The 17,985-nt window shown below is 65.8% G+C and carries 13 protein-coding genes; 6 read left to right on the forward strand and 7 right to left on the reverse strand.

Going from position 1 to position 17,985, the window contains the following annotated elements:
• Positions 1–11: 11 nt before the first annotated feature.
• Complete coding sequence (locus tag AC1Q5B_RS12680) at positions 12–1,052, reverse strand: DNA-binding protein (RefSeq protein WP_492632014.1); 1,041 nt, start codon at positions 1,050–1,052, stop codon at positions 12–14.
• A 322-nt stretch (positions 1,053–1,374) separates the two neighbouring features.
• On the opposite strand from AC1Q5B_RS12680, the gene AC1Q5B_RS12685 reads away from it, so the two are divergent.
• The 6 genes from AC1Q5B_RS12685 (at position 1,375) to AC1Q5B_RS12710 (ending at position 8,680) form a co-directional block, all read left to right on the forward strand.
• Positions 1,375–1,767, forward strand: a complete 393-nt coding sequence (locus AC1Q5B_RS12685; protein WP_492632015.1) for a hypothetical protein — start codon at positions 1,375–1,377, stop codon at positions 1,765–1,767.
• A gap of 71 nt (positions 1,768–1,838) precedes the next feature.
• Positions 1,839–3,140 (forward strand): TolC family protein, encoded by a 1,302-nt coding sequence (locus AC1Q5B_RS12690; protein ID WP_492632016.1) that lies wholly within the window; start codon positions 1,839–1,841, stop codon positions 3,138–3,140.
• Entirely contained in the window at positions 3,137–4,636 is a 1,500-nt protein-coding gene (locus AC1Q5B_RS12695; RefSeq protein ID WP_492632017.1) for an efflux RND transporter periplasmic adaptor subunit, read from the forward strand. The genes AC1Q5B_RS12690 and AC1Q5B_RS12695 overlap by 4 nt, the downstream gene beginning before the upstream one ends.
• A complete protein-coding gene (locus AC1Q5B_RS12700; RefSeq protein WP_492632018.1) occupies positions 4,633–7,794 on the forward strand; it encodes an efflux RND transporter permease subunit in 3,162 nt (1,053 codons plus the stop codon). Before AC1Q5B_RS12695 ends, AC1Q5B_RS12700 begins: the two co-directional genes overlap by 4 nt.
• 44 nt (positions 7,795–7,838) lie before the next feature.
• Positions 7,839–8,195, forward strand: a complete 357-nt coding sequence (locus AC1Q5B_RS12705; RefSeq protein ID WP_492632019.1) for a hypothetical protein — start codon at positions 7,839–7,841, stop codon at positions 8,193–8,195.
• A gap of 89 nt (positions 8,196–8,284) precedes the next feature.
• Complete coding sequence (locus AC1Q5B_RS12710; protein WP_492632020.1) at positions 8,285–8,680, forward strand: copper-binding protein; 396 nt, start codon at positions 8,285–8,287, stop codon at positions 8,678–8,680.
• A gap of 81 nt (positions 8,681–8,761) precedes the next feature.
• Here the strand turns inward: AC1Q5B_RS12710 and AC1Q5B_RS12715 are convergent, their stop codons facing one another.
• Genes AC1Q5B_RS12715 through AC1Q5B_RS12740 form a run of 6 tightly spaced genes read right to left on the reverse strand, consistent with a single transcriptional unit; the run spans position 8,762 to position 17,951 of the window.
• Positions 8,762–11,944 (reverse strand): efflux RND transporter permease subunit, encoded by a 3,183-nt coding sequence (locus AC1Q5B_RS12715; protein ID WP_492632021.1) that lies wholly within the window; start codon positions 11,942–11,944, stop codon positions 8,762–8,764.
• A gap of 8 nt (positions 11,945–11,952) precedes the next feature.
• Positions 11,953–12,903 carry an efflux RND transporter periplasmic adaptor subunit gene (locus AC1Q5B_RS12720; protein ID WP_492632022.1) on the reverse strand — a complete coding sequence of 317 codons (951 nt, stop codon included), beginning with the start codon at positions 12,901–12,903 and terminating at the stop codon, positions 11,953–11,955.
• The gene (locus AC1Q5B_RS12725) at positions 12,900–14,156 is read right to left on the reverse strand and encodes a TolC family protein (RefSeq protein ID WP_492632096.1); all 1,257 of its coding nucleotides are present in this window, start codon (positions 14,154–14,156) and stop codon (positions 12,900–12,902) included. Before AC1Q5B_RS12725 ends, AC1Q5B_RS12720 begins: the two co-directional genes overlap by 4 nt.
• A 32-nt stretch (positions 14,157–14,188) precedes the next feature.
• Positions 14,189–14,797 carry a cation diffusion facilitator family transporter gene (locus AC1Q5B_RS12730; protein WP_492632023.1) on the reverse strand — a complete coding sequence of 203 codons (609 nt, stop codon included), beginning with the start codon at positions 14,795–14,797 and terminating at the stop codon, positions 14,189–14,191.
• Positions 14,794–15,978 (reverse strand): DUF3703 domain-containing protein, encoded by a 1,185-nt coding sequence (locus AC1Q5B_RS12735; protein WP_492632024.1) that lies wholly within the window; start codon positions 15,976–15,978, stop codon positions 14,794–14,796. The genes AC1Q5B_RS12730 and AC1Q5B_RS12735 overlap by 4 nt, the downstream gene beginning before the upstream one ends.
• 26 nt (positions 15,979–16,004) lie before the next feature.
• Positions 16,005–17,951, reverse strand: coding sequence for an FTR1 family protein (locus AC1Q5B_RS12740; protein ID WP_492632025.1), 1,947 nt, complete (start codon positions 17,949–17,951; stop codon positions 16,005–16,007).
• Between the last annotated feature and the right edge of the window lie 34 nt (positions 17,952–17,985).

Raw genomic sequence — 17,985 nt, forward strand, 5'->3', positions numbered from 1 at the left:
CATTCGTGAAATCATCGGGTTGCCGGTATTTTTTGGGTGATCGAACCGTCAGCGTGATCGGGCCGCAACTGCGCCAGCAACTGCTCCAAGGTGTCCCGGCGCACGCCGGCCCGCAACGCCTCGGCCTCGGCCTGTTCGCGACGCTCCCGCTCCTTCGTTAGATCGGCGCGAGCACCGGTCAACTCCGCCCGTATAGCTTCCAGCACCTGGATATCTTGCGCCCAGCGCGTTTTCAGGGCCTGGTGCTCGGCAGCCGTAAGCCGCAGCACGTCCAACTCCTTGCGTTGGTCGTCCGCGGCCTGCCGCACCTGTGCCAGCTCCCGCTCTAGGCGGCTGTGGCGTTCCAGCCATTGCCCGTTGTCGCGGTTGAGCTGCACCAGTTCGTGGTTCTTGGCGGTCAGCGCCTCGTTGGCCTGGCGCAGCGCGACCTGCAGTTCCTGCACCTGGTGTTCGTGACGGCGCTGCTCCTGTTCGCGCTGCTCCTTCACCGAGGTCCGGTAATGCTCCAACGCTTCACGGGCGTGCTGGTGCTTCTGCTCCAGCGACTGGGCATGCGCCTCGTGCTCGGTCAGCCGCGTAGTCAGGCCGGCGATGCGTTCGCCGAGCTGCGCGACCTCCGTCACCCGTTCGGTCAAAGCCTGCTGGGTGGCGGCGTGCGCGTTCTTTTCCTCGTGTAATGCCGTCTCGGCGCGCTGGATCTGGGCGCTGAGCGCGGCTGCTTCCTGCTGGGCGCGCTCCAGCGCCTGGCCACGCTCCTGCAACTGCGCCTCGAAGCGCTGCCGGGCCTCGGTAACGATGGCCTCGGCCTCCTCGTGCAGGCGCCCGGCGAGCCGACCGACCAGGTCCTGCAGTGCGTCGCTGATCGCGACCTTGGCGCCCAGGCCTTGCCCTTCCTCTTCCTCCAGCTCCCTCAGATAGCGGTGAATCGTGGTCTTGGAGCCAGTGTTGCCCAGCGCCACCCGCACCACATCCACCGACGGGTGTTTGCCCTGCGCCCGCAGCGCGTCGCGGGCCTTCTGCACGTCGCTCTTGTACAAGCCACTGCGGGCCATGGCAGCCTCCTCAGATTATTTAGTAATGTATTACATACCACGTAATTACATACCATTCAAATTACAGAAAGATCAGAAGTCTTGCTGTAAATTCAAACGGGATAATAGTGGTTTATCCCGCCTTAAGCGTCGCCGTGGCCGCCAATAGGGGTCGAACAGTACGAAACTAGCCTGCATTGGGAACTTTCGGAATTCGCCGTGCTTCCAAGCTGCAGTCCGCAGTACACTCCTTGGCGATGCCCCTGTCCTCGCTCCCGCTCATGCGTAACCTGTTCGTGGCGCCCGCTCGCCACGACGTCGCGTTGCCTTGCGGAGGACACCAATGAAACTGCGCGCATTCCGGACTCATTCGCTCCGTCTGCGCTTTGCTTGGCTTGCGTTGTTGGCGCTGCTATTCCAGCAGGCCGCGCTCGCCGCCTATGCGTGCCCGATCAACGAGGCGCCGCCGGAGCCGCGGATGGTGATGGCTGGCTGCGAGGGCATGGAAATGCCCGATCCGGCCGCGCCGGTGCTGTGCGACCAGCATTGCCTGCGAGACCATGTCACTAGCCAGGATCTCAAAGCGCCACAGGTACCAGGGCTGGCCTTGCCGCCGCTGCACTTTGCCCTGACCGCGGCCCTGTTGCCGCCGGTACAGGCCCAGCACTACGAAGACGTGCCCACCTGCCGGTCCGATCCGCCGCCGGCGCAGCGCTTCTGTAGCCTGCAGATCTAGACCCCGACCGCGACCCATTCCCGCGCTGCCGATCCCGGCGGCGCGTTCGTCGTTGCGTGTTCGGAGGTCTCATGTCCTTTCCTTTCTCGCTGCACCGTCGGTGCAGCAGCCGTTGGTCCACGTGGGTGCTGGCCCTCGGCTTCGTTCTCACTCCCTCCTGGTCCTTCGCGGCCGAGATCTCGTTCGATGACGCGCAGCGTCTGACGGTGGAACGCGCCCCGATGCTCAAGGCGCGTCAGTCACAAGTCACGGCCACGCAGGAAGAAGCCGTCCGCGCCGCCGCCTTGCCCGACCCCAAACTGACACTTGGCCTCGCCAATTGGCCGATCACCGGCGCCGACGCATTCGACTTCCGCGCCGACGACATGACCATGAAGCAGATCGGCGTGATGCAGGAATTCCCGGCTCGCGCCAAACGTCGTGCCCGTCAGGCCGTAGCCAATCGCGGTATCGAGCAGGCACAGGCACTGTCGACGGCAGAGCAGTTGGCGGTGCGGCGTGGCGCCGCCGAAGCCTGGATCGCGCTCTGGGCGGCCCAGCGTGAGGTCGTTGCGCTTCGGTTGTTGCGGGAACCCGCTTCCGTAGCCGTCCGCACTGCCAAGGCGCGCTTGGCGGGTGGCACCGGCACGGTGACCGACACCCTGGCCACGCAAGCGGCGGCGCTCGAATTGGAGAACCGCATCGATGCCGCGGAGGCCGCATTGGGCGCCGCCCGTGCCGGCCTGGCGCGCTGGCTCGGTGAGGCGCCGACGGATCTGGAAGCCGAGGACGCACCGCCCGCGTTGACGGAACTGCCCATCGCCCCGGCCGCGTTGCTGACTTCGATCGACCGCCAAGGGCCACTGCTGCCGTGGCGGTCGCGCGAAGCCCTGGCCGAAGCTGAAGTCGATGCCGCCGTTGCCGAGAAGCGCCCCGATTGGAGCCTTGGTGTGACCTACGGGCAACGCGACCGGACGCCGGCCGGCATGCCCCGCAGCGACATGTTGATGGTCGAAGTCGGCGTCGGTCTGCCGCTGTTCCCACGCAATCGGCAGGACCGGGGCGTGGCGGCACGACGCGCCGAACTGGACGCCGTGGCGGCTGAGCGCGAGGACGCCCGACGCCTGCAAACGGAAACCGTGCGTCGCGCCTTGGCCGAGTGGCAGGGACTGCAACGCCAGATCACCCGCAAGGAAACCGAATCCCTTCCGCTGGCACGCGACCGCGCGAAGACCGCGCTGGCCGCCTACGCCGGTGGCGGCGACCTGCAGCCGTGGCTGCAAGCGCGCCGCGACGAAATCGAACTGCACATCGAACACGCCCTCCACCTGGGCGAACTCGGCCGCGCCTGGGCGGCGTTGGCCTATCTGCTACCCGAGGAGAGCGCACCATGACATCCACGACGACCCGTTTGATGTTGGCGGCCGCCGCCGTGGCGCTGTTGGCCTTGGGGCTCGGCATCGGTTACTGGTGGGCGCAACGCCAAGCCGGCCATGACGTTTCGACACCCGCTGGACCGATGGAGACTCAGGCCGAGCGCAAGGCTCTGTACTGGTACGACCCAATGGTGCCGGACCAGCACTTCGACAAGCCCGGCAAGTCGCCCTTCATGGACATGCAACTGGTGCCCAAGTACGCCGACGAGGTCGCCGGCGGCGGTGTGCGCATCGACGCCGGCCTGCAGCAGAACGTCGGCATTCGCACCGCGCAAGTCGAAGTCGGCCCTCTGGCATCCACGGTGCGCGTACCGGGCACGTTGACCTGGGACCTGCGCCAGGAATCGATGGTGAGCGCGCGCGTCGAAGGCATCGTGAGCCGCGTGCAGGTGAAAGCCCCCTATACGAAGGTCACGCGCGGCCAGCCACTCGCGTCGCTGCTGGCACCGAGTTGGAGCAGTGCGCTGGCCGAAGCGCAGGCGCTGCGGCAGGCGCAATCGGCCTCGGCACGGGAGCTGCAAACGGCCGCACAACAACGCTTGCGCGTGCTGGGCGTGCCGAACGGGATGGCCCGCGATGGCAGCGTGACCTTGAGCGCGCCCAGCAACGGCATCGTCACCGAGGTGCTCGCCCGGGAAGGCCAGACTGTGATGCCGGGCACGCCGCTGTTCCGCGTCAATGGCACTGACACGGTCTGGCTGGAAGCGGCGATTCCGCAGGCCAGTGCGATGTCCCTGCGTCCCGGCACCCCGGTGGAAGCTGTGGTCAGCGCCGTACCCGGCCAGACGTTCGCCGGTGAAGTCGAAGCATTGTTGCCGCAAGTCGATGTCGCCAGCCGCACCCAGCGGGCGCGCATCGTGTTGCGCAATCCCGAAGGCATGCTCGCACCTGGCATGTTCGCCGAGGTGACGCTGCAACAGCAGGCCGGTGCGGCGATGGCGCTAATACCGACCGAAGCGTTGATCGCCACGGGGGCCGACAGCCGGGTGATCGTGCAAAACGCCGACGGCAGTTTCCGCCCCGTGCGCGTGCGCACCGGGCGCAGTAGTGGTGGGCGCACCGAGGTGGTCGCCGGACTTACCGGCGGCGAGCGCGTCGTCGTGTCCGGTCAATTCCTGATCGACTCGGAGGCCAGCTTGTCGGGTGCGCTGGAGCGCCTGGGAGCGCCAGAAGCCGTACCGCCGGCAACGCCCATGAAGTCACCCATGGCGGATAGCACGACGGAAACCGCTCCGGCACCGGCACCGACACCGACGAAGATCGCTGTTGCCGCACCTGCGCGCTCGTGCCCCGTGGAGTACTGGTACGACCCGATGAAGCCGGAGCAGCACTTCGACAAGCCCGGTAAATCGCCCTTCATGGACATGCAACTGGTGCCGAAATTCGCGCCCGGCGCGGCACCCGACTGCACCGTCCGCGATGTGCCATCGGCCGGCCAGGAGAAGCGGCCATGATCGCCCGCCTGATCCACGCCTGCATCGCCAACCGCGTGCTCGTGCTGATGGCCGCAGTGCTGCTGGCCATTGCCGGTCTGTGGTCCGTGCGGCATACGCCGCTGGACGCGCTGCCGGATCTGTCCGACACACAGGTGATCATCCGCACGCAATGGCCGGGACAGACGCCGCGCATCGTCGAGGACCAGGTCACCTATCCGCTGGCGACGACGATGCTGTCGGTGCCAGGCGTCAAGGCGGTGCGCGGGTTCTCGTTCTTCGGCGATTCCTTCGTCTACATCCTGTTCGACGATGACACCGACCTGTATTGGGCGCGCTCGCGCGTGCTCGAATACCTGAGCCAGGTCCGTGACCGCTTGCCACAAGGCGTGAGCCCCGCGCTGGGCCCGGACGCCACCGGTTTGGGTTGGATCTATCAATACGCGCTGGTCGACCGCACCGGTCAGCATGATTTGGGTCAACTGCGCGCCTTGCAGGACTGGTTCCTGCGCTACGAGCTCAAGACCATTCCCGATGTGGCCGAGGTGGCCAGCGTCGGCGGTGCCGTGCGTGCTTGGCAGATCGTGCCGGATCCGCAGGCGCTGGCCGCCCGTGGCCTCACCGTGGCGCAACTGATCGAAGCCGTCGATGCGGCTAACGGTGCCACCGGCGGTTCGGTGATCGAACAGGGCGAGGCTGAGCTGATGGTGCGCAGCGAAGGTTACCTGCGCAACGAGGCCGCATTCGAGCAGCTGCCGATCACCAGCACGGCCGACGGCGTACCGGTGCTGCTGGGCGAGGTCGCCACCGTCACCCGCGGCCCCACTTTTCGTCGTGGTATCGCCGAACTCGATGGTGAGGGCGAAGTCGCCGGCGGCGTGATCGTGCTGCGCACCGGCAAGGACGCGCTGACCGCTATCGAGAACGTCAAGATGCGATTGAAGGAACTGCAGGCCAGCCTGCCCAAGGGCGTGGAGATCGTGCCGGTCTACGACCGCTCCGAGCTGATCCATGAGGCGGTGCGCAACCTCACCCACAAGCTCGGCGAGGAGTTCCTCGTGGTGGCACTGGTGTGCGCGCTGTTCCTGTGGCACCTGCGTTCGGCATTGGTGGCGGTGATCACGCTGCCGCTGGGTGTGCTGGCCGCGTTCATCGTCATGCACTACCAGGGCATCACCGCCAACCTGCTGTCGCTCGGCGGCATCGCCATCGCGATCGGCGCGATGGTCGATGCGGCCGTCGTCATGATCGAGAACGCGCACAAGCACCTGGAGCAGTGGCGCGAGGAACACGGCGATGAACCCCAAGGCGAAGCGCGCTGGCGGCTGATGGCGCAGTCTGCTTCGGAAGTCGGCCCGGCGCTGTTCGCCAGCCTGCTGGTGATCACGCTGTCGTTCGTGCCGGTATTTGCGCTGCAGGCGCAGGAAGGCCGGTTGTTCGCGCCGCTGGCCTACACCAAGACCTATGCGATGGCGGCAGCCGCCGGCCTGTCGGTGACGCTGATCCCCGTGTTGATGGGATACCTGATCCGCGGCCGCATTCGCCCGGAGCGAGAGAACCCGATCAACCGGGTGCTGATCGCCGGTTACCGGCCGGTGCTGGACTGGGTGCTGCGGCATCCGCGCCTGACCTTGGTGCTGAGCGGCGTGCTGCTGGTGCTGACGCTGATTCCCTATGCCCGCATCGGCAGCGAATTCATGCCGCCGCTGGAGGAAGGCACGCTGCTGTACATGCCCACAGCGCTGCCGGGGCTGTCGGCGGACAAGGCTCGGCAACTGCTGCAACTGTCCGACCGGATGATCAAGACCGTGCCCGAGGTCGCGCATGTGTTCGGTAAGGCCGGCCGTGCCGACACCGCCACCGACCCGGCGCCGATCGAGATGTTCGAGACCACGGTAACGTTCAAGCCACGCGACCAGTGGCGGCCGGGCATGACGCCGGAAAAACTGCGCGCCGAACTCGACGCCGCGGTCAAGGTGCCGGGCCTGACGAACCTGTGGGTGCCGCCGATCCGCAACCGCATCGACATGCTCGCCACCGGCATCAAGAGTCCGATCGGCATCAAGGTGTCGGGGCCCGACATCAGCACGATCGAACGGCTCAGCAGCGAGGTCGAACGCGTGGCCAGGACCGTGCCCGGCGTCAGTTCGGCGCTGGCCGAACGCGTCACCGGCGGGCGCTACGTCGATGTGCGCATCCGTCCGGAGGTCGCGGCGCGCTATGGCCTGAGCCAGGCGGAGTTGCAGACGCTGATCGCCACCGTGGTCGGCGGTGATCCGATCGGCGAGACCATCGAGGGCCGCGAGCGCTACCCGATCGTGTTGCGCTACCCGCGCGAACAGCGCGATTCGCTGGTGGCGCTGGTGCAGTTGCCGCTGGTCGCGCCCGGCGGGGTGCAACTGACGCTCGGACAAGTGGCCGACGTGTCGCTGAGTCCGGGACCACCGATGCTCAAGAGTGAAAATGGCCGCCTGGTTGGCTACGTCTATGTCGACGTCGCCGGCCGCGATCTGGGCTCGGTGGTCGTCGACCTGCAACGCGCCGTCGCCGCGCAGGTGAAGCTGCCGCCGAGTTACGGCATCGCCTGGTCGGGCCAATACGAGTACCTGCAACGCGCAATGGCGCGCTTGAAGTGGGTCGTGCCGGCGGCGCTGGCGATCATTTTCCTCGTGATCTGGCTGGTATTTCGTCACGTCGGCGAGGTCGCGATCATCCTGCTCAGCCTGCCGTTGGCGCTGGTCGGCGGACTATGGCTGATCTGGGCGTTGGGTCACGCGGTGTCGATCGCGACGATGATCGGCTTCATCGCGCTGGGCGGTGTCGCCGCCGAGTTCGGCGTGATCATGCTGCTGTACCTGCGCCATGCCTGGGAGCGCCGTCTGGCCGAGGGCGAACCAGCCACCCTCGCCACACTGGAGGCGGCGATCCGCGAGGGCGCGGTGCAGCGCGTGCGACCGAAAGCCATGACCGTCGCTGTCATTCTCGCCGGCTTGTTCCCGTTGTTCATCGGCGCTGGCGCCGGCTCGGAAGTGATGCAGCGCATCGCCGCGCCGATGCTGGGCGGCATGGTCACCGCGCCGCTGCTGTCGATGTTGGTTATTCCCGCTGCGTACCGCCTGCTGCGCGGTCGCGCCTTGTCCCGCACTTTGTCCGCCATCTCGGCGGGCGCCGCGACGTGAGCGGCGCGTTGGGTTCGCTCACTTCCTGTATCTGGAGATCTGTCATGAAACGTTCTTTCGCTATCACCGCCTTGATCGCCGTCATCGGATTGCTGAGTGCTTGCAGCACCACGTCGGCGGCGCATCGTCTGGGCTCGGTCAAGGCCGTGTCCGATCACACCCTGCAGTTGTGCTTCGATCCGCAGGTCACCCCGCCGGTCGCGGGCCAGCAGGTCCAATTGGTGCGCCGTCAGCAGATCGGGAATCCGAAGTTTCCGCCGGTGTTTCGCGAACGTCCGGTCGGCACCGCGCAAATCGGCGCCGACGTGTCCAGCCGTTGTGTGGCCGCCACGCTGACCCGGGGCAAGGCGCGCCGTTTCGATGAGGTACACCCGGCATTGGCCGACCATCAGCCGCGTTGAGATTGCGCCATCAGAAAGAAGAAGCGGCAGTTCGATTGCGCTGCCGCCGTTTTCCCCTGCAATCGAACCACCCAACCCAGGAGATTCCTATGAAGCTGACCTTTTTCATCCCCGCACTGGTGCTGCTGCTAGGTGCCTGCTCGCAGGCACCCAGCGGCAGCGCGACGCAAAGTGCCGACAGCACACCGATGCCGGCCGCGGAGCACGCGGCGATGGCCGACCCGGAAAAACCAGCGTCTGGCGAGATGGAGCAGCCAGGCAAGACCGCCTCGGCGACGGGCACGATCGAATCCGTCGATGCCACCGCCGGCAAGATCACCATCGCTCACGGCCCGGTCGAAGCGCTGGACTGGTCGGCGATGACCATGGGCTTCAAAGCAACGCCGGAGCAGATCGCCTCGGTCCAGGCCGGCCAGAAGGTACGCTTCGAGTTTCAGGCGCAAGGCATGGAGGCCACGATCACCACGATTGAATCGGCTGAATAAACTCGATGTGGACGCATGGCGGCTGTGTCGCCATGCGTCGTTTCTCGACTGCGTAGTCTCTGGCGTGGCGTCGTGGGAGGGTTAGCTATGCAGCAGTTCCTCTCGCGTCTCCGCATCCCGGTGCAGCCAGCGATACAGCGCCGGCAGCACCAGCAGCGTCAGTAGCGTCGAGGACACAATGCCACCGATGACCACGGTGGCCAGCGGCCGCTGCACCTCCGAGCCGGCGCCGATGTTCAACGCCATGGGCAGGAAACCCAGCGACGCCACGAGTGCCGTCATCAGCACCGGTCGCAGCCGGCCCAATGCGCCGTCGCGCACCGCGTCGTCCAGCGGATCACCTTGCTCGCGCAGCTTGCGGATGAAAGCGATCATGACCAGGCCGTTGAGCACGGCCACGCCGGATAGCGCAATGAAACCGACCCCAGCGGAGATCGACAGCGGAATCCCGCGCAACGCCAACGCCGCCACACCGCCGGTCAGTGCCAGTGGCACGCCGCTGAACACGATGGCCGCGTCCTTGGCTGAACCGAAGGCCATGAACAGCAGCGCGAAGATGAGCGCCAGCGTCACCGGCACCACCACCGCCAAGCGCTGGCTGGCCGAGATCAGCTGCTCGAACGTGCCACCATAAGCCACCCAGTAGCCTTCGGGCATCTTCACCTCATCACCGATCTTGGCGCGCAATTCGCTCACGAAGCTGCCCAGATCACGCTCACGTACGTTGGCGGTGATGACGATACGACGTTTACCGTTTTCGCGGTTGACCTGGTTCGGTCCGCGTTCGACCTGGACGGTGGCGACCTCGCGCAACGGTACTGTCCGCGGTCCGCCACCACGCCAAGTCACCTCGTGACTGGACTCGTCAGAACTGACCCTGGCCGGTAACGGGATCGGCAGATCTGCCAACACTGCCGGGTCCGAGCGCATCGCCTCGGGCAAGCGAACCACCAGCGCAAAGCGGCGATCGCCTTCGATGAACTGGCCCGCCACCTCACCGCCGATGGCGGTGGCCACGGTTTCCTGCACGTCGCCCGGATTCAATCCGTACCGTGCCAATGCCACGGGGTCCGGGGTGACGGTCAGCAGTGGCAGTCCGGTCACTTGTTCGGACTTCACGTCTTCAGCGCCGGGAACATCGCGCATCACCCGTTCGATCCGGCTGGCCAGTCGCGCCAGTTGTTCGAGGTCATCCCCATAGACCTTGATCGCCACGTCCGAACGTACGCCGGAGATGAGTTCGTTTGTGCGCATCTGGATGGGCTGGGTGAACTCGTAGTTGCTGCCAGGTATCTCCTTTGCGGCCTGCTCCAACTCTTCGATCAGCTCCGCCTTGGGTTTGCGCGGATCAGGCCACTGGTCGCGGGGCTTGAGCATGAGAAACGTGTCCGCCATCGAGGGTGGCATCGGATCGGTGGCCACCTCAGCCGTACCGATCTTGGAGAAGATGTTGGCCACCTCAGGGAACTGAGCCAGTCGCTTCTCCAGCGATTCCTGCATCGCCACGGATTGCTCCAGGCTGGTGCCCGGAATCCGCATGGGCTGCAACGTGATATCGCCTTCATCCAGACTGGGTACGAACTCCGATCCCAATCGAGTGGCCAAGATGCCGCAGGCGACTACCAGTACGGTCGCGCCGGCCAGTACGGCCAGCCGCCGACGTAGCGCCCAATCCAGCAGCGGTGTGTAGCGAGCGCGTGACCAGCGCATAAGCCGGTTGTCGTGCTCGGCCACTCGGCCCCGTAGGAAGGTGGCGATGGCAGCCGGCACGAATGTCAGCGAGAGCATCATTGCGCCAGTCAGGGCCAGTACGACCGTGATGGCCATCGGGTGGAACATCTTTCCCTCTACCCCAGACAGGGCGAAGATCGGCAGGTACACCGCCGCGATGATGCCCAGGCCGAATAGGCTGGGACGAATGACTTCGGCCGTCGCTGAGGCTGTCAGGTCAAAGCGCTCCTCATCGTTAAGCTGCCGGCCCAGCGCGTGCTGTGCCTCGCCGAAACGCCGCAGGCAGTTCTCGATGATGATCACCGCGCCATCGACGATCAGGCCGAAATCAAGCGCACCCAAGCTCATCAGGTTGCCCGAGACATTCCCGCGCACCATACCGATGATGGTGAAGAGCATGGCCAGCGGAATCACCGCCGCAGTGATCAGCGAAGCGCGTACATTGCCCAACAGCAGGAACAGCACCACCACCACCAGCAGCGCGCCCTCGATCAGGTTCTTGGCCACCGTGCTGATGGTGCGATCGACCAGCGCGGTACGGTCATAGACGGCTTTGGCGTGCACCCCGTCCGGCAGGCTGGCGTTGGCGGCCTCCAGTTTGGCCGCTGCCGCGCGTGCGACCTCACGGCTGTTGGCGCCGAACAGCATGAAAGCCGTGCCGACGACGACCTCATGACCATTCTGGGTCGCCGCTCCGGTGCGTAGTTCCTTGCCTTCGCCGACCGTGGCCACATCGCGCACCCGAATTGGCACGCCTTCGCGGCTATCGAGCACGATGTTGCCGATCGCCTGGAGATCGCGCAGCTGCCCAGGCACGCGTACCAGGAACTGCTGACCATTGCGTTCGATATAGCCGGCACCCACGTTCTGGTTGTTGCGCATAACCGCGCTAACCACGTCCTCCAACGTGAAGCCCAAGGCCACCAGTTGTGCAGGATCGGGGGTGATGTGGATTTGTCGCTCGAAGCCGCCGATGGTATTGACTTCAGTCACCCCTGGCGTCGTGCGCAACTGCGGGCGGATCACCCAGTCCTGCAGCGTGCGCAGGTCGGTGGCCGTGTACGCAGACCCATCGGGCTTGCGGGCATCGGGCCCGGCCTCCACGGTATACATGAAGATCTCGCCCAGACCGGTGGAGATCGGCCCCATTTCGGGGTCGAGGCCTTCCGGCAGTTGAGAGGTGATCTGTTGCAGGCGTTCAGCGACCTGCTGGCGTGCGAAATACAGATCTGTGCCGTCCTTGAAGACGACCGTTACCTGGGAGAGCCCGTAACGAGACAAGGAGCGGCTGTAATCCAGCTGCGGCAAGCCCGCCATCGCAGTCTCGATGAGGAAGGTCACCCGCTGCTCGGCTTCCAGCGGGGAATAGCCCGGCGCTTGGGTATTGATCTGGACCTGGACGTTGGTGATGTCCGGGGTGGCATCGATGGATAGGTGGCGATAGCTCCACACGCCCAGTGCAATGAGTGCGGCGGTGAGGACCAGCATCAGCCAGCGATGCCGGATGGAAAAGTGGATGAGGCGTTCGAGCATGGCGGGCCTCATTCCTCTTCTTCGACAGTAGATTTTTCGATGTCAGCCTTGATCAGGAAGCTCTGGGCCACCACCACCTGCTCACCCGCCTTGAGGCCATCCAATACTTCCACGCGCTCAGCGTCGCGACGACCTAGCTTCACTGGGCGCGTGTGATAGACATCGCCTTGTCGCACATACACCACATCCTGGTCTTCGGCCGTCTGCAGCGCCGTCACCGGCACCACCAGATCAGCGGCTGCACGATCGACGGTGATGCGTGCCTTGACGGCCGAGCCAGGCCGCCAGCGTCCATCGGCATTGCGCAAGCTCGCGCGAGCGATGGTGCTTTGGCTGGCCGTCGCGGTGCCGGGCAGCACGCGTTCCAAGGTCGTTTGTTCGGACACGCCATCGCTCAGTCGGGTCACGGTCACCGGCACGCCGGCTTCGATGTGTCCGGCATCCCGCCCGAAAATGTGGAGGTCGACCCATAACGTGGACAGATCCGCGATCTCGAACAACGACGCCCCTTCCACGGCTGAAGTGCCTACCGATGCCGTTCGCGCCATCACCACGCCACTAATGGGTGCGGTAATGTTGTAACTGGTCAAACTCAGGTTGCTCTCCACCGTGGCCAGCACCTGGCCGGCTTTGACCTGATCGCCCACGCCGGCGCGTACGACACGGATCGGGCCCGGAAAGCGTGCGGTGACCTGGGCCATGCGCCCCTCCACGGGAGTAAGCAGGCCTTGCACCTCGTGCTCATCGGCGATCTCACCCGGATCGGCGCTCGCTGTCCGGATACCAGCAGCTTGAGCCGTTTTAGCTGCAATGGACGTCTGCTGTGGCAGTTCCTCGTGCTCGCCGTGTTCATCGCCTTCGTGGCCTTCTTCGGCCTCGCCGCCTGCTGGGGGCGTCGGGGCGCTGCATGCGGCAAGGGCCAGGGTCAGGGCCAATGCGATCCAGGAAAAGCGGCTCATGGGGTAGTTTCTCCGGAGGAAGCGTCAGCCGCCGAGGCAACTATGGCCTGGCCTGTCAGTCGCTGGATTTCGATAAGGGCGCGTTGCGCGTCAAGCGCGACATCGAGCTGTTGCTGGCGTACAGCAGTCCGTTCGGATTGCAACTGTGCCCATTCCAGGTAGCTGATGGCACCGGCGCGGTAGGCGCGTTCGGCAGCCTGTTCGGCGCGGGCGAGCTTGGGCAGCACGTCGTTCTGCAAGCGCGCCACTTCGGTCTGCGCCACGGTGTAGCGACCGTGGGCCTCGACCAGCGTCGAGTACAGCGACAGGCCCTTGGCCTCACGCTCGATCGACAAGGCTTCCAACTCGGCGTCGGCGGCGCGGATTTCCGGTTGTGCGCGAGCGCGGCTACCCAGCGGCAACGACACCCCAGCCACGAGGGCGGTGTCGTCGCTCTCCTGTAGCCGTCGGATACCGACTTGCCATTCCAGGTCCGGTGTCGCCGCCGAGCGCGCCAGCTGCAGGCGGGCTTCGGCAATGCGGCGCTCGTCGGCGAACTGCGCGAGCTCGGGGGTGCGTTCCAACTCGGCTGCCAGCGTTTGCAGCGGCGAGATGGTCGGCAAGGCCAGCGGTTCGCCGGCGACCGCGTCGAAGGTGGGGGCGCGTTCGCCCCAGAGGGCGGCCAAGTGCTGGCGGGCGGCATTCCGCTGCTGCTCAGCGCGATCGCGGGCGAGTTCGGCCCGGGCCAGCGCCGCCTGCGCGGTGAGCAGCACCGATTCCGGTGATGCGCCGGCCTGCAGGCGCTGTCGCGCCGCGGTGACGGTGCGCTGGCGCTGGTCCACATCGGCCTCGGCCAGCGACCGGCTCCGGTCAGCGGCGACGACCGCGAGGTAACGCCGTGCGGTCTCGGCGAGCAGGTCGAGCCGCCGGGTCTCCCGCTGCACGGCCAGCGCATCGATTCGGCTTTGCGCCAAGGTGCGGCGGGCATCCAGCTTGCCGCCACGCTCCAGGACTGAGGCCAGCGTCAGGGTCAGCTCAGCGCTGTCCAGACCACGGGCTTGACCGGTGCCGAACGCGTTCTCGACGTCGGCGCCAACGATCCAGGGCGGGCGTTGTTCGGCCCGCTCGTGCTCGGCGGCCAGCACCGTCGCGCGGGCTTCCACCCAACGAATCTCCGGGTGCGTCTGTGCCACGCGAGCGAAGGCCTCGTCCAGGCTTAGGCGGGTCTGCGCGTGCGCACTCCATGCCGGCCACAGGACGACGATCAGGGGGATCGCCCAGTGTCGGCGCCATCCGCCGACGCGCCTCACGCTTGGGCCTCACGTTGGGCACGCCGCGCGTCTCCGAGGATCTCGATGGCTTCCTTGATCACATACAGGCCGATCAGGGCGCCGATGATGAAATCGGGGTACGGCGAGCCCAACCAGAGCACCAGGATGCCGGCCAGGATCACGCCGATATTGGCCACTACGTCCGCACGGGTGAACAACCAGGTCGCGCGCAGATGCACCTCGCCGGACTTCAGTGGCGAGAGCATGCGCAGTACGGTCACGTTGACCACCAGCGACAGCAGGGCCGTGCCGATCATCCAGCCGCTGAGCGGTTCGGCGCCATGGATGACCCGACGACCGACCTCGATCAGTACGCCGATGCCCAACACGAGCAAGATGCTGCCGCTGAGCCAGGCCGCATTGGCCTTGAAGCGGGCCGTGCGGCCAATGGCCACCAGCCCAATCGCGTAGGCCGTGGCATCGGACAGCATGTCCAGTGCATCCGCCAGCAGGCCGGTGGACTGGGCGATCCAACCCGCCACGCCGCCGATGACCGCCATGGCAGCGTTCAGCGCCAAGGCGATCATCAGCACGCGGCGCTCGTGTGCGTTCTTGGCCTCGTGGTGGCAGCCGCAATCGCTCATTGGGGGTTCTCCAGGTAAGGGTGAAGTTCGGGGGCAATGGGCATCTCGCGCAGCGCGCCGACGCGGGCGCCGCCGGTGTTGCCCCGCGGCATCCACAACCAGGTGAACAGCACGGCCGCCAGCAGGCGAGGCGCCTGGCCGACCGCCTCGTGCCGGTCGCCGAAGTGGACGCTCCAACGCAAAAACGCCCAGTGGCTGCGCATATGCGCGATCGTGCGCGACTGCCCGAGCACATGCGCCTGCTCGAACAACGCGTACGCACGTTCGGCGTGGCCGGCGTAGAGTGCCGCATAACCGTCCGCCAGCCGCTGCGCGAAGGCGCGTCCACGGGCGTCGACTGCCGACGCGAAGGGCCACGCCAGTTGCGCGAAATACCCTTGCGGCATGATCTGTTCGCGCAATCCGACCGCGTCGGCCGCCAACGGCTCGGGCCGGTCATGGAACGTCCCGAACACGCGGTCCCACACCATGAAAAACTCGCCGAAATTCACCTGCGCGTCTTCGTACTCACGCTTGTGGTGCCAGCGATGAATCTCGGCGACACCCAACCAACGACGCAGTGGACCAATCCGGTAATCGAGGTTGGCGTGCTGGAAGGCCAATTGCACACTGAGCAGTCCGAGCCAGGCGCTGAGCACCTGCGCAGGCGCGCCCAAGGCCATGACGATGCCAATGCCCGGGCCGGCCATCAGCAGGGCACTGAGCGGATGCCGACGCTCACCGTTGAGCCAGTACAGGCGCTCGGCGCTGTGGTGGATCGCGTGCAATCGCCAGGCCCAAGCGTAGCGGTGGCTGACTCGGTGCATCACGTACAGCCCAACATCGACGATCGCGCCCGCCAGCAGCAGTTGCACCGCGATCGGCCAGTGCGTCGGCCACAGCGAGGCCACCGGCACGATCCCACGCAAGGCGTGCAGCGCGTAGGCCGTACCGGCGAGTAGCATCAGATTGGCGGTACCGTGCAGCAGATCGGCGCGCAAGTCGCCGTGATCACGCAGCCAATCACGCTCGTACGGCTGTAGACGTTCGAGCAGCGCAACACTGGCGATACCGGCCGCGGCCATTACGGCGAGCGTGGGCCACGCCGGTAAGGCGCCAGCGGCCACGGCCACCGCGACCAGCACCGCAGGCACCATGACCACGGGATAGCTGCCGTAACGAATCAATCCTTGCAGACGCATATCAATTCCTTTCGCTTGACCACGCGTCACTCGGCGGCCCGTGCCGCGACGCGGGAGGTACGGGCATTGAACAGGAAGCCGATCAACGCGGCCACAGCGACCCCCAACTGGGCCAGCAGCGATTGCCAGGACGGATACACGCCGAGCCATTCGATGCGCGGCGCCGCGACCAATGCCTGCGCCACCCAGCCGGCCTCCTGCAACGCCGCGACGCCTTTGCCTACCAGCACCACGGCGAGCACCGCGATCAGGATCGAGCTGATCGAGAAGAACTGGCTGATCGGCAGCCGCTTGCTCATACGCAGCATCCAAAACGCTACCGCAGCGAGTACGACACTGCCTGCAATCAACCCGCCGAGAATGGCGCCGCTATTCTGTTCGCTCCACATGGCGATGAAGAACAAGATCGTCTCGAACACTTCGCGATACACCGCGACGAAAGCCAGTAGGAACAGGAACACGGCCGAGCGTCTGGTCAGCGCCGCCGACATCTTGGCGTGCAGGTACTGTTGCCAGCGACCTGCCATGCTCTTCTGGTGCATCCAGATGCCGACACTCAGCAGCACCGCTGCGGCGAACAGCGCCGACAAGCCTTCAGTGACTTCACGATTGGCCCCGCTGATGCCCACCAGGTAGGTGGCCACACCCCAGGTCGCCACACCGGCGAGCAATGCGCCTACCCAACCGGCATGGACGTACGGCAGCACCTCGCGACGCTCGGCCTTGCGCAGGAACGCGATCATGCCGATCACAATCAGCAGTGCCTCCAGGCCCTCGCGCAGGAGAACCGTGAAACTTCCGAGAAATGCGCTCGTCGCATCGGTGTGGGCGTCTTGCAAAACTGATTCGGCGCGATCAAACAACGCGGTGACTTCAGCGGCTTGCGCATTGACCTCGCGAATCGACGCCCCGTGCCCGAGTTGCGCACGGAACTGTCCCATCGTCGTCTCGATCTCGATCATCAGGGCGCGATTGCGGGCTGCCAACGTCGGTTCCACCGGCTCGACGCCGTCCAGATAGGACGACAGCGCCAGGGCTTTGGCATGTGACGGATCGCCGGCCTCGTAGGCACGGACGCTATCAGCCAAGCGTTGCCGGGCCAGCGCAAATGGACCAACGGCGACACCAGAGGCCGGTTCGGTGACCGCTTGAGGCCTGGAACGCAGGTAGGCGGTGATGGCCTGCGCCTGCGAATCGCCAACGATCTTAGCCAGACCGGCCTCGCTGGTTCGTGTTAGCGCTTCGAGTGAAGCGACGTGTCGATGAAGTGCGGCGTTGTCGCGCCACAGGGCTTCCCCTTGCGTACGCGACTCGGACGAATACGCCAAGCTGCCGACATAGAACGCCAACGCCCAGCGGTCGGCTTCCGACAGCGTGGAGAAACTGGCCATTCCCGTGCCAGGGACGCCCTGCGAGATCACCTCATACAGCGCCAAGGGACTACGTCGGGCCGCCCGCTCCGCATCGCTGAAGGCGATCGGTGGCGGATTCAGACTGACAGCGACCGGACCATCGCCGTGGCCGGTCGGCCCGTGGCACGAGGCACACTGTTGAGCATATAGCGGCGCGACCTGGCCAATATCCGGCGGTGCGGACGGGACAGCGCCCACGGGATAGCTCAGCAACAGATCGTCCGCCAGACGATGAGCTAGGTCGGCGACCACTTTCGGATCGGCTTTCGCCTCGACCACAGCGACCAGCCGATCGGACTGCGCGACCAAGGCCGGCTGGCCGGGGGTGGCTGGCAATGCCGCGAGGTGGGTACGAATCGTGGCGGCAAATTCCCGCATCTCGGCATACTCTGCCGGGGAGACCACTTTCCCGTTCTGGATCGCACCGGCGTAGTCCACCGCCACATAGTCCAGCAGCTGCCAGGTCTGGCGCGGGTTGGGCGCGGCCAAGGCCGCCGTGCTGCATGCCGCCCACAGCGCACAGGCGATCAAAACAGGATGAAACGAACGTAGAACAGGCATGCACACCACCAGAGGCAGCTGAAAGCAGCGCCAA

It is taken from the genome of Pseudoxanthomonas sp. GW835-FHT14C01 (assembly GCF_058793715.1).

Coding starts and splice junctions, on each gene's coding strand:
- AC1Q5B_RS12720 (WP_492632022.1), bottom strand. CDS start 12,903: ATGAGCCGCTTTTCCTGGATCGCATTGGCCCTGACCCTGGCCCTTGCC.
- AC1Q5B_RS12740 (WP_492632025.1), bottom strand. CDS start 17,951: ATGCCTGTTCTACGTTCGTTTCATCCTGTTTTGATCGCCTGTGCGCTG.
- AC1Q5B_RS12735 (WP_492632024.1), bottom strand. CDS start 15,978: ATGCGTCTGCAAGGATTGATTCGTTACGGCAGCTATCCCGTGGTCATG.
- AC1Q5B_RS12730 (WP_492632023.1), bottom strand. CDS start 14,797: ATGAGCGATTGCGGCTGCCACCACGAGGCCAAGAACGCACACGAGCGC.
- AC1Q5B_RS12700 (WP_492632018.1), top strand. CDS start 4,633: ATGATCGCCCGCCTGATCCACGCCTGCATCGCCAACCGCGTGCTCGTG.
- AC1Q5B_RS12695 (WP_492632017.1), top strand. CDS start 3,137: ATGACATCCACGACGACCCGTTTGATGTTGGCGGCCGCCGCCGTGGCG.
- AC1Q5B_RS12690 (WP_492632016.1), top strand. CDS start 1,839: ATGTCCTTTCCTTTCTCGCTGCACCGTCGGTGCAGCAGCCGTTGGTCC.
- AC1Q5B_RS12715 (WP_492632021.1), bottom strand. CDS start 11,944: ATGCTCGAACGCCTCATCCACTTTTCCATCCGGCATCGCTGGCTGATG.
- AC1Q5B_RS12705 (WP_492632019.1), top strand. CDS start 7,839: ATGAAACGTTCTTTCGCTATCACCGCCTTGATCGCCGTCATCGGATTG.
- AC1Q5B_RS12710 (WP_492632020.1), top strand. CDS start 8,285: ATGAAGCTGACCTTTTTCATCCCCGCACTGGTGCTGCTGCTAGGTGCC.
- AC1Q5B_RS12685 (WP_492632015.1), top strand. CDS start 1,375: ATGAAACTGCGCGCATTCCGGACTCATTCGCTCCGTCTGCGCTTTGCT.
- AC1Q5B_RS12680 (WP_492632014.1), bottom strand. CDS start 1,052: ATGGCCCGCAGTGGCTTGTACAAGAGCGACGTGCAGAAGGCCCGCGAC.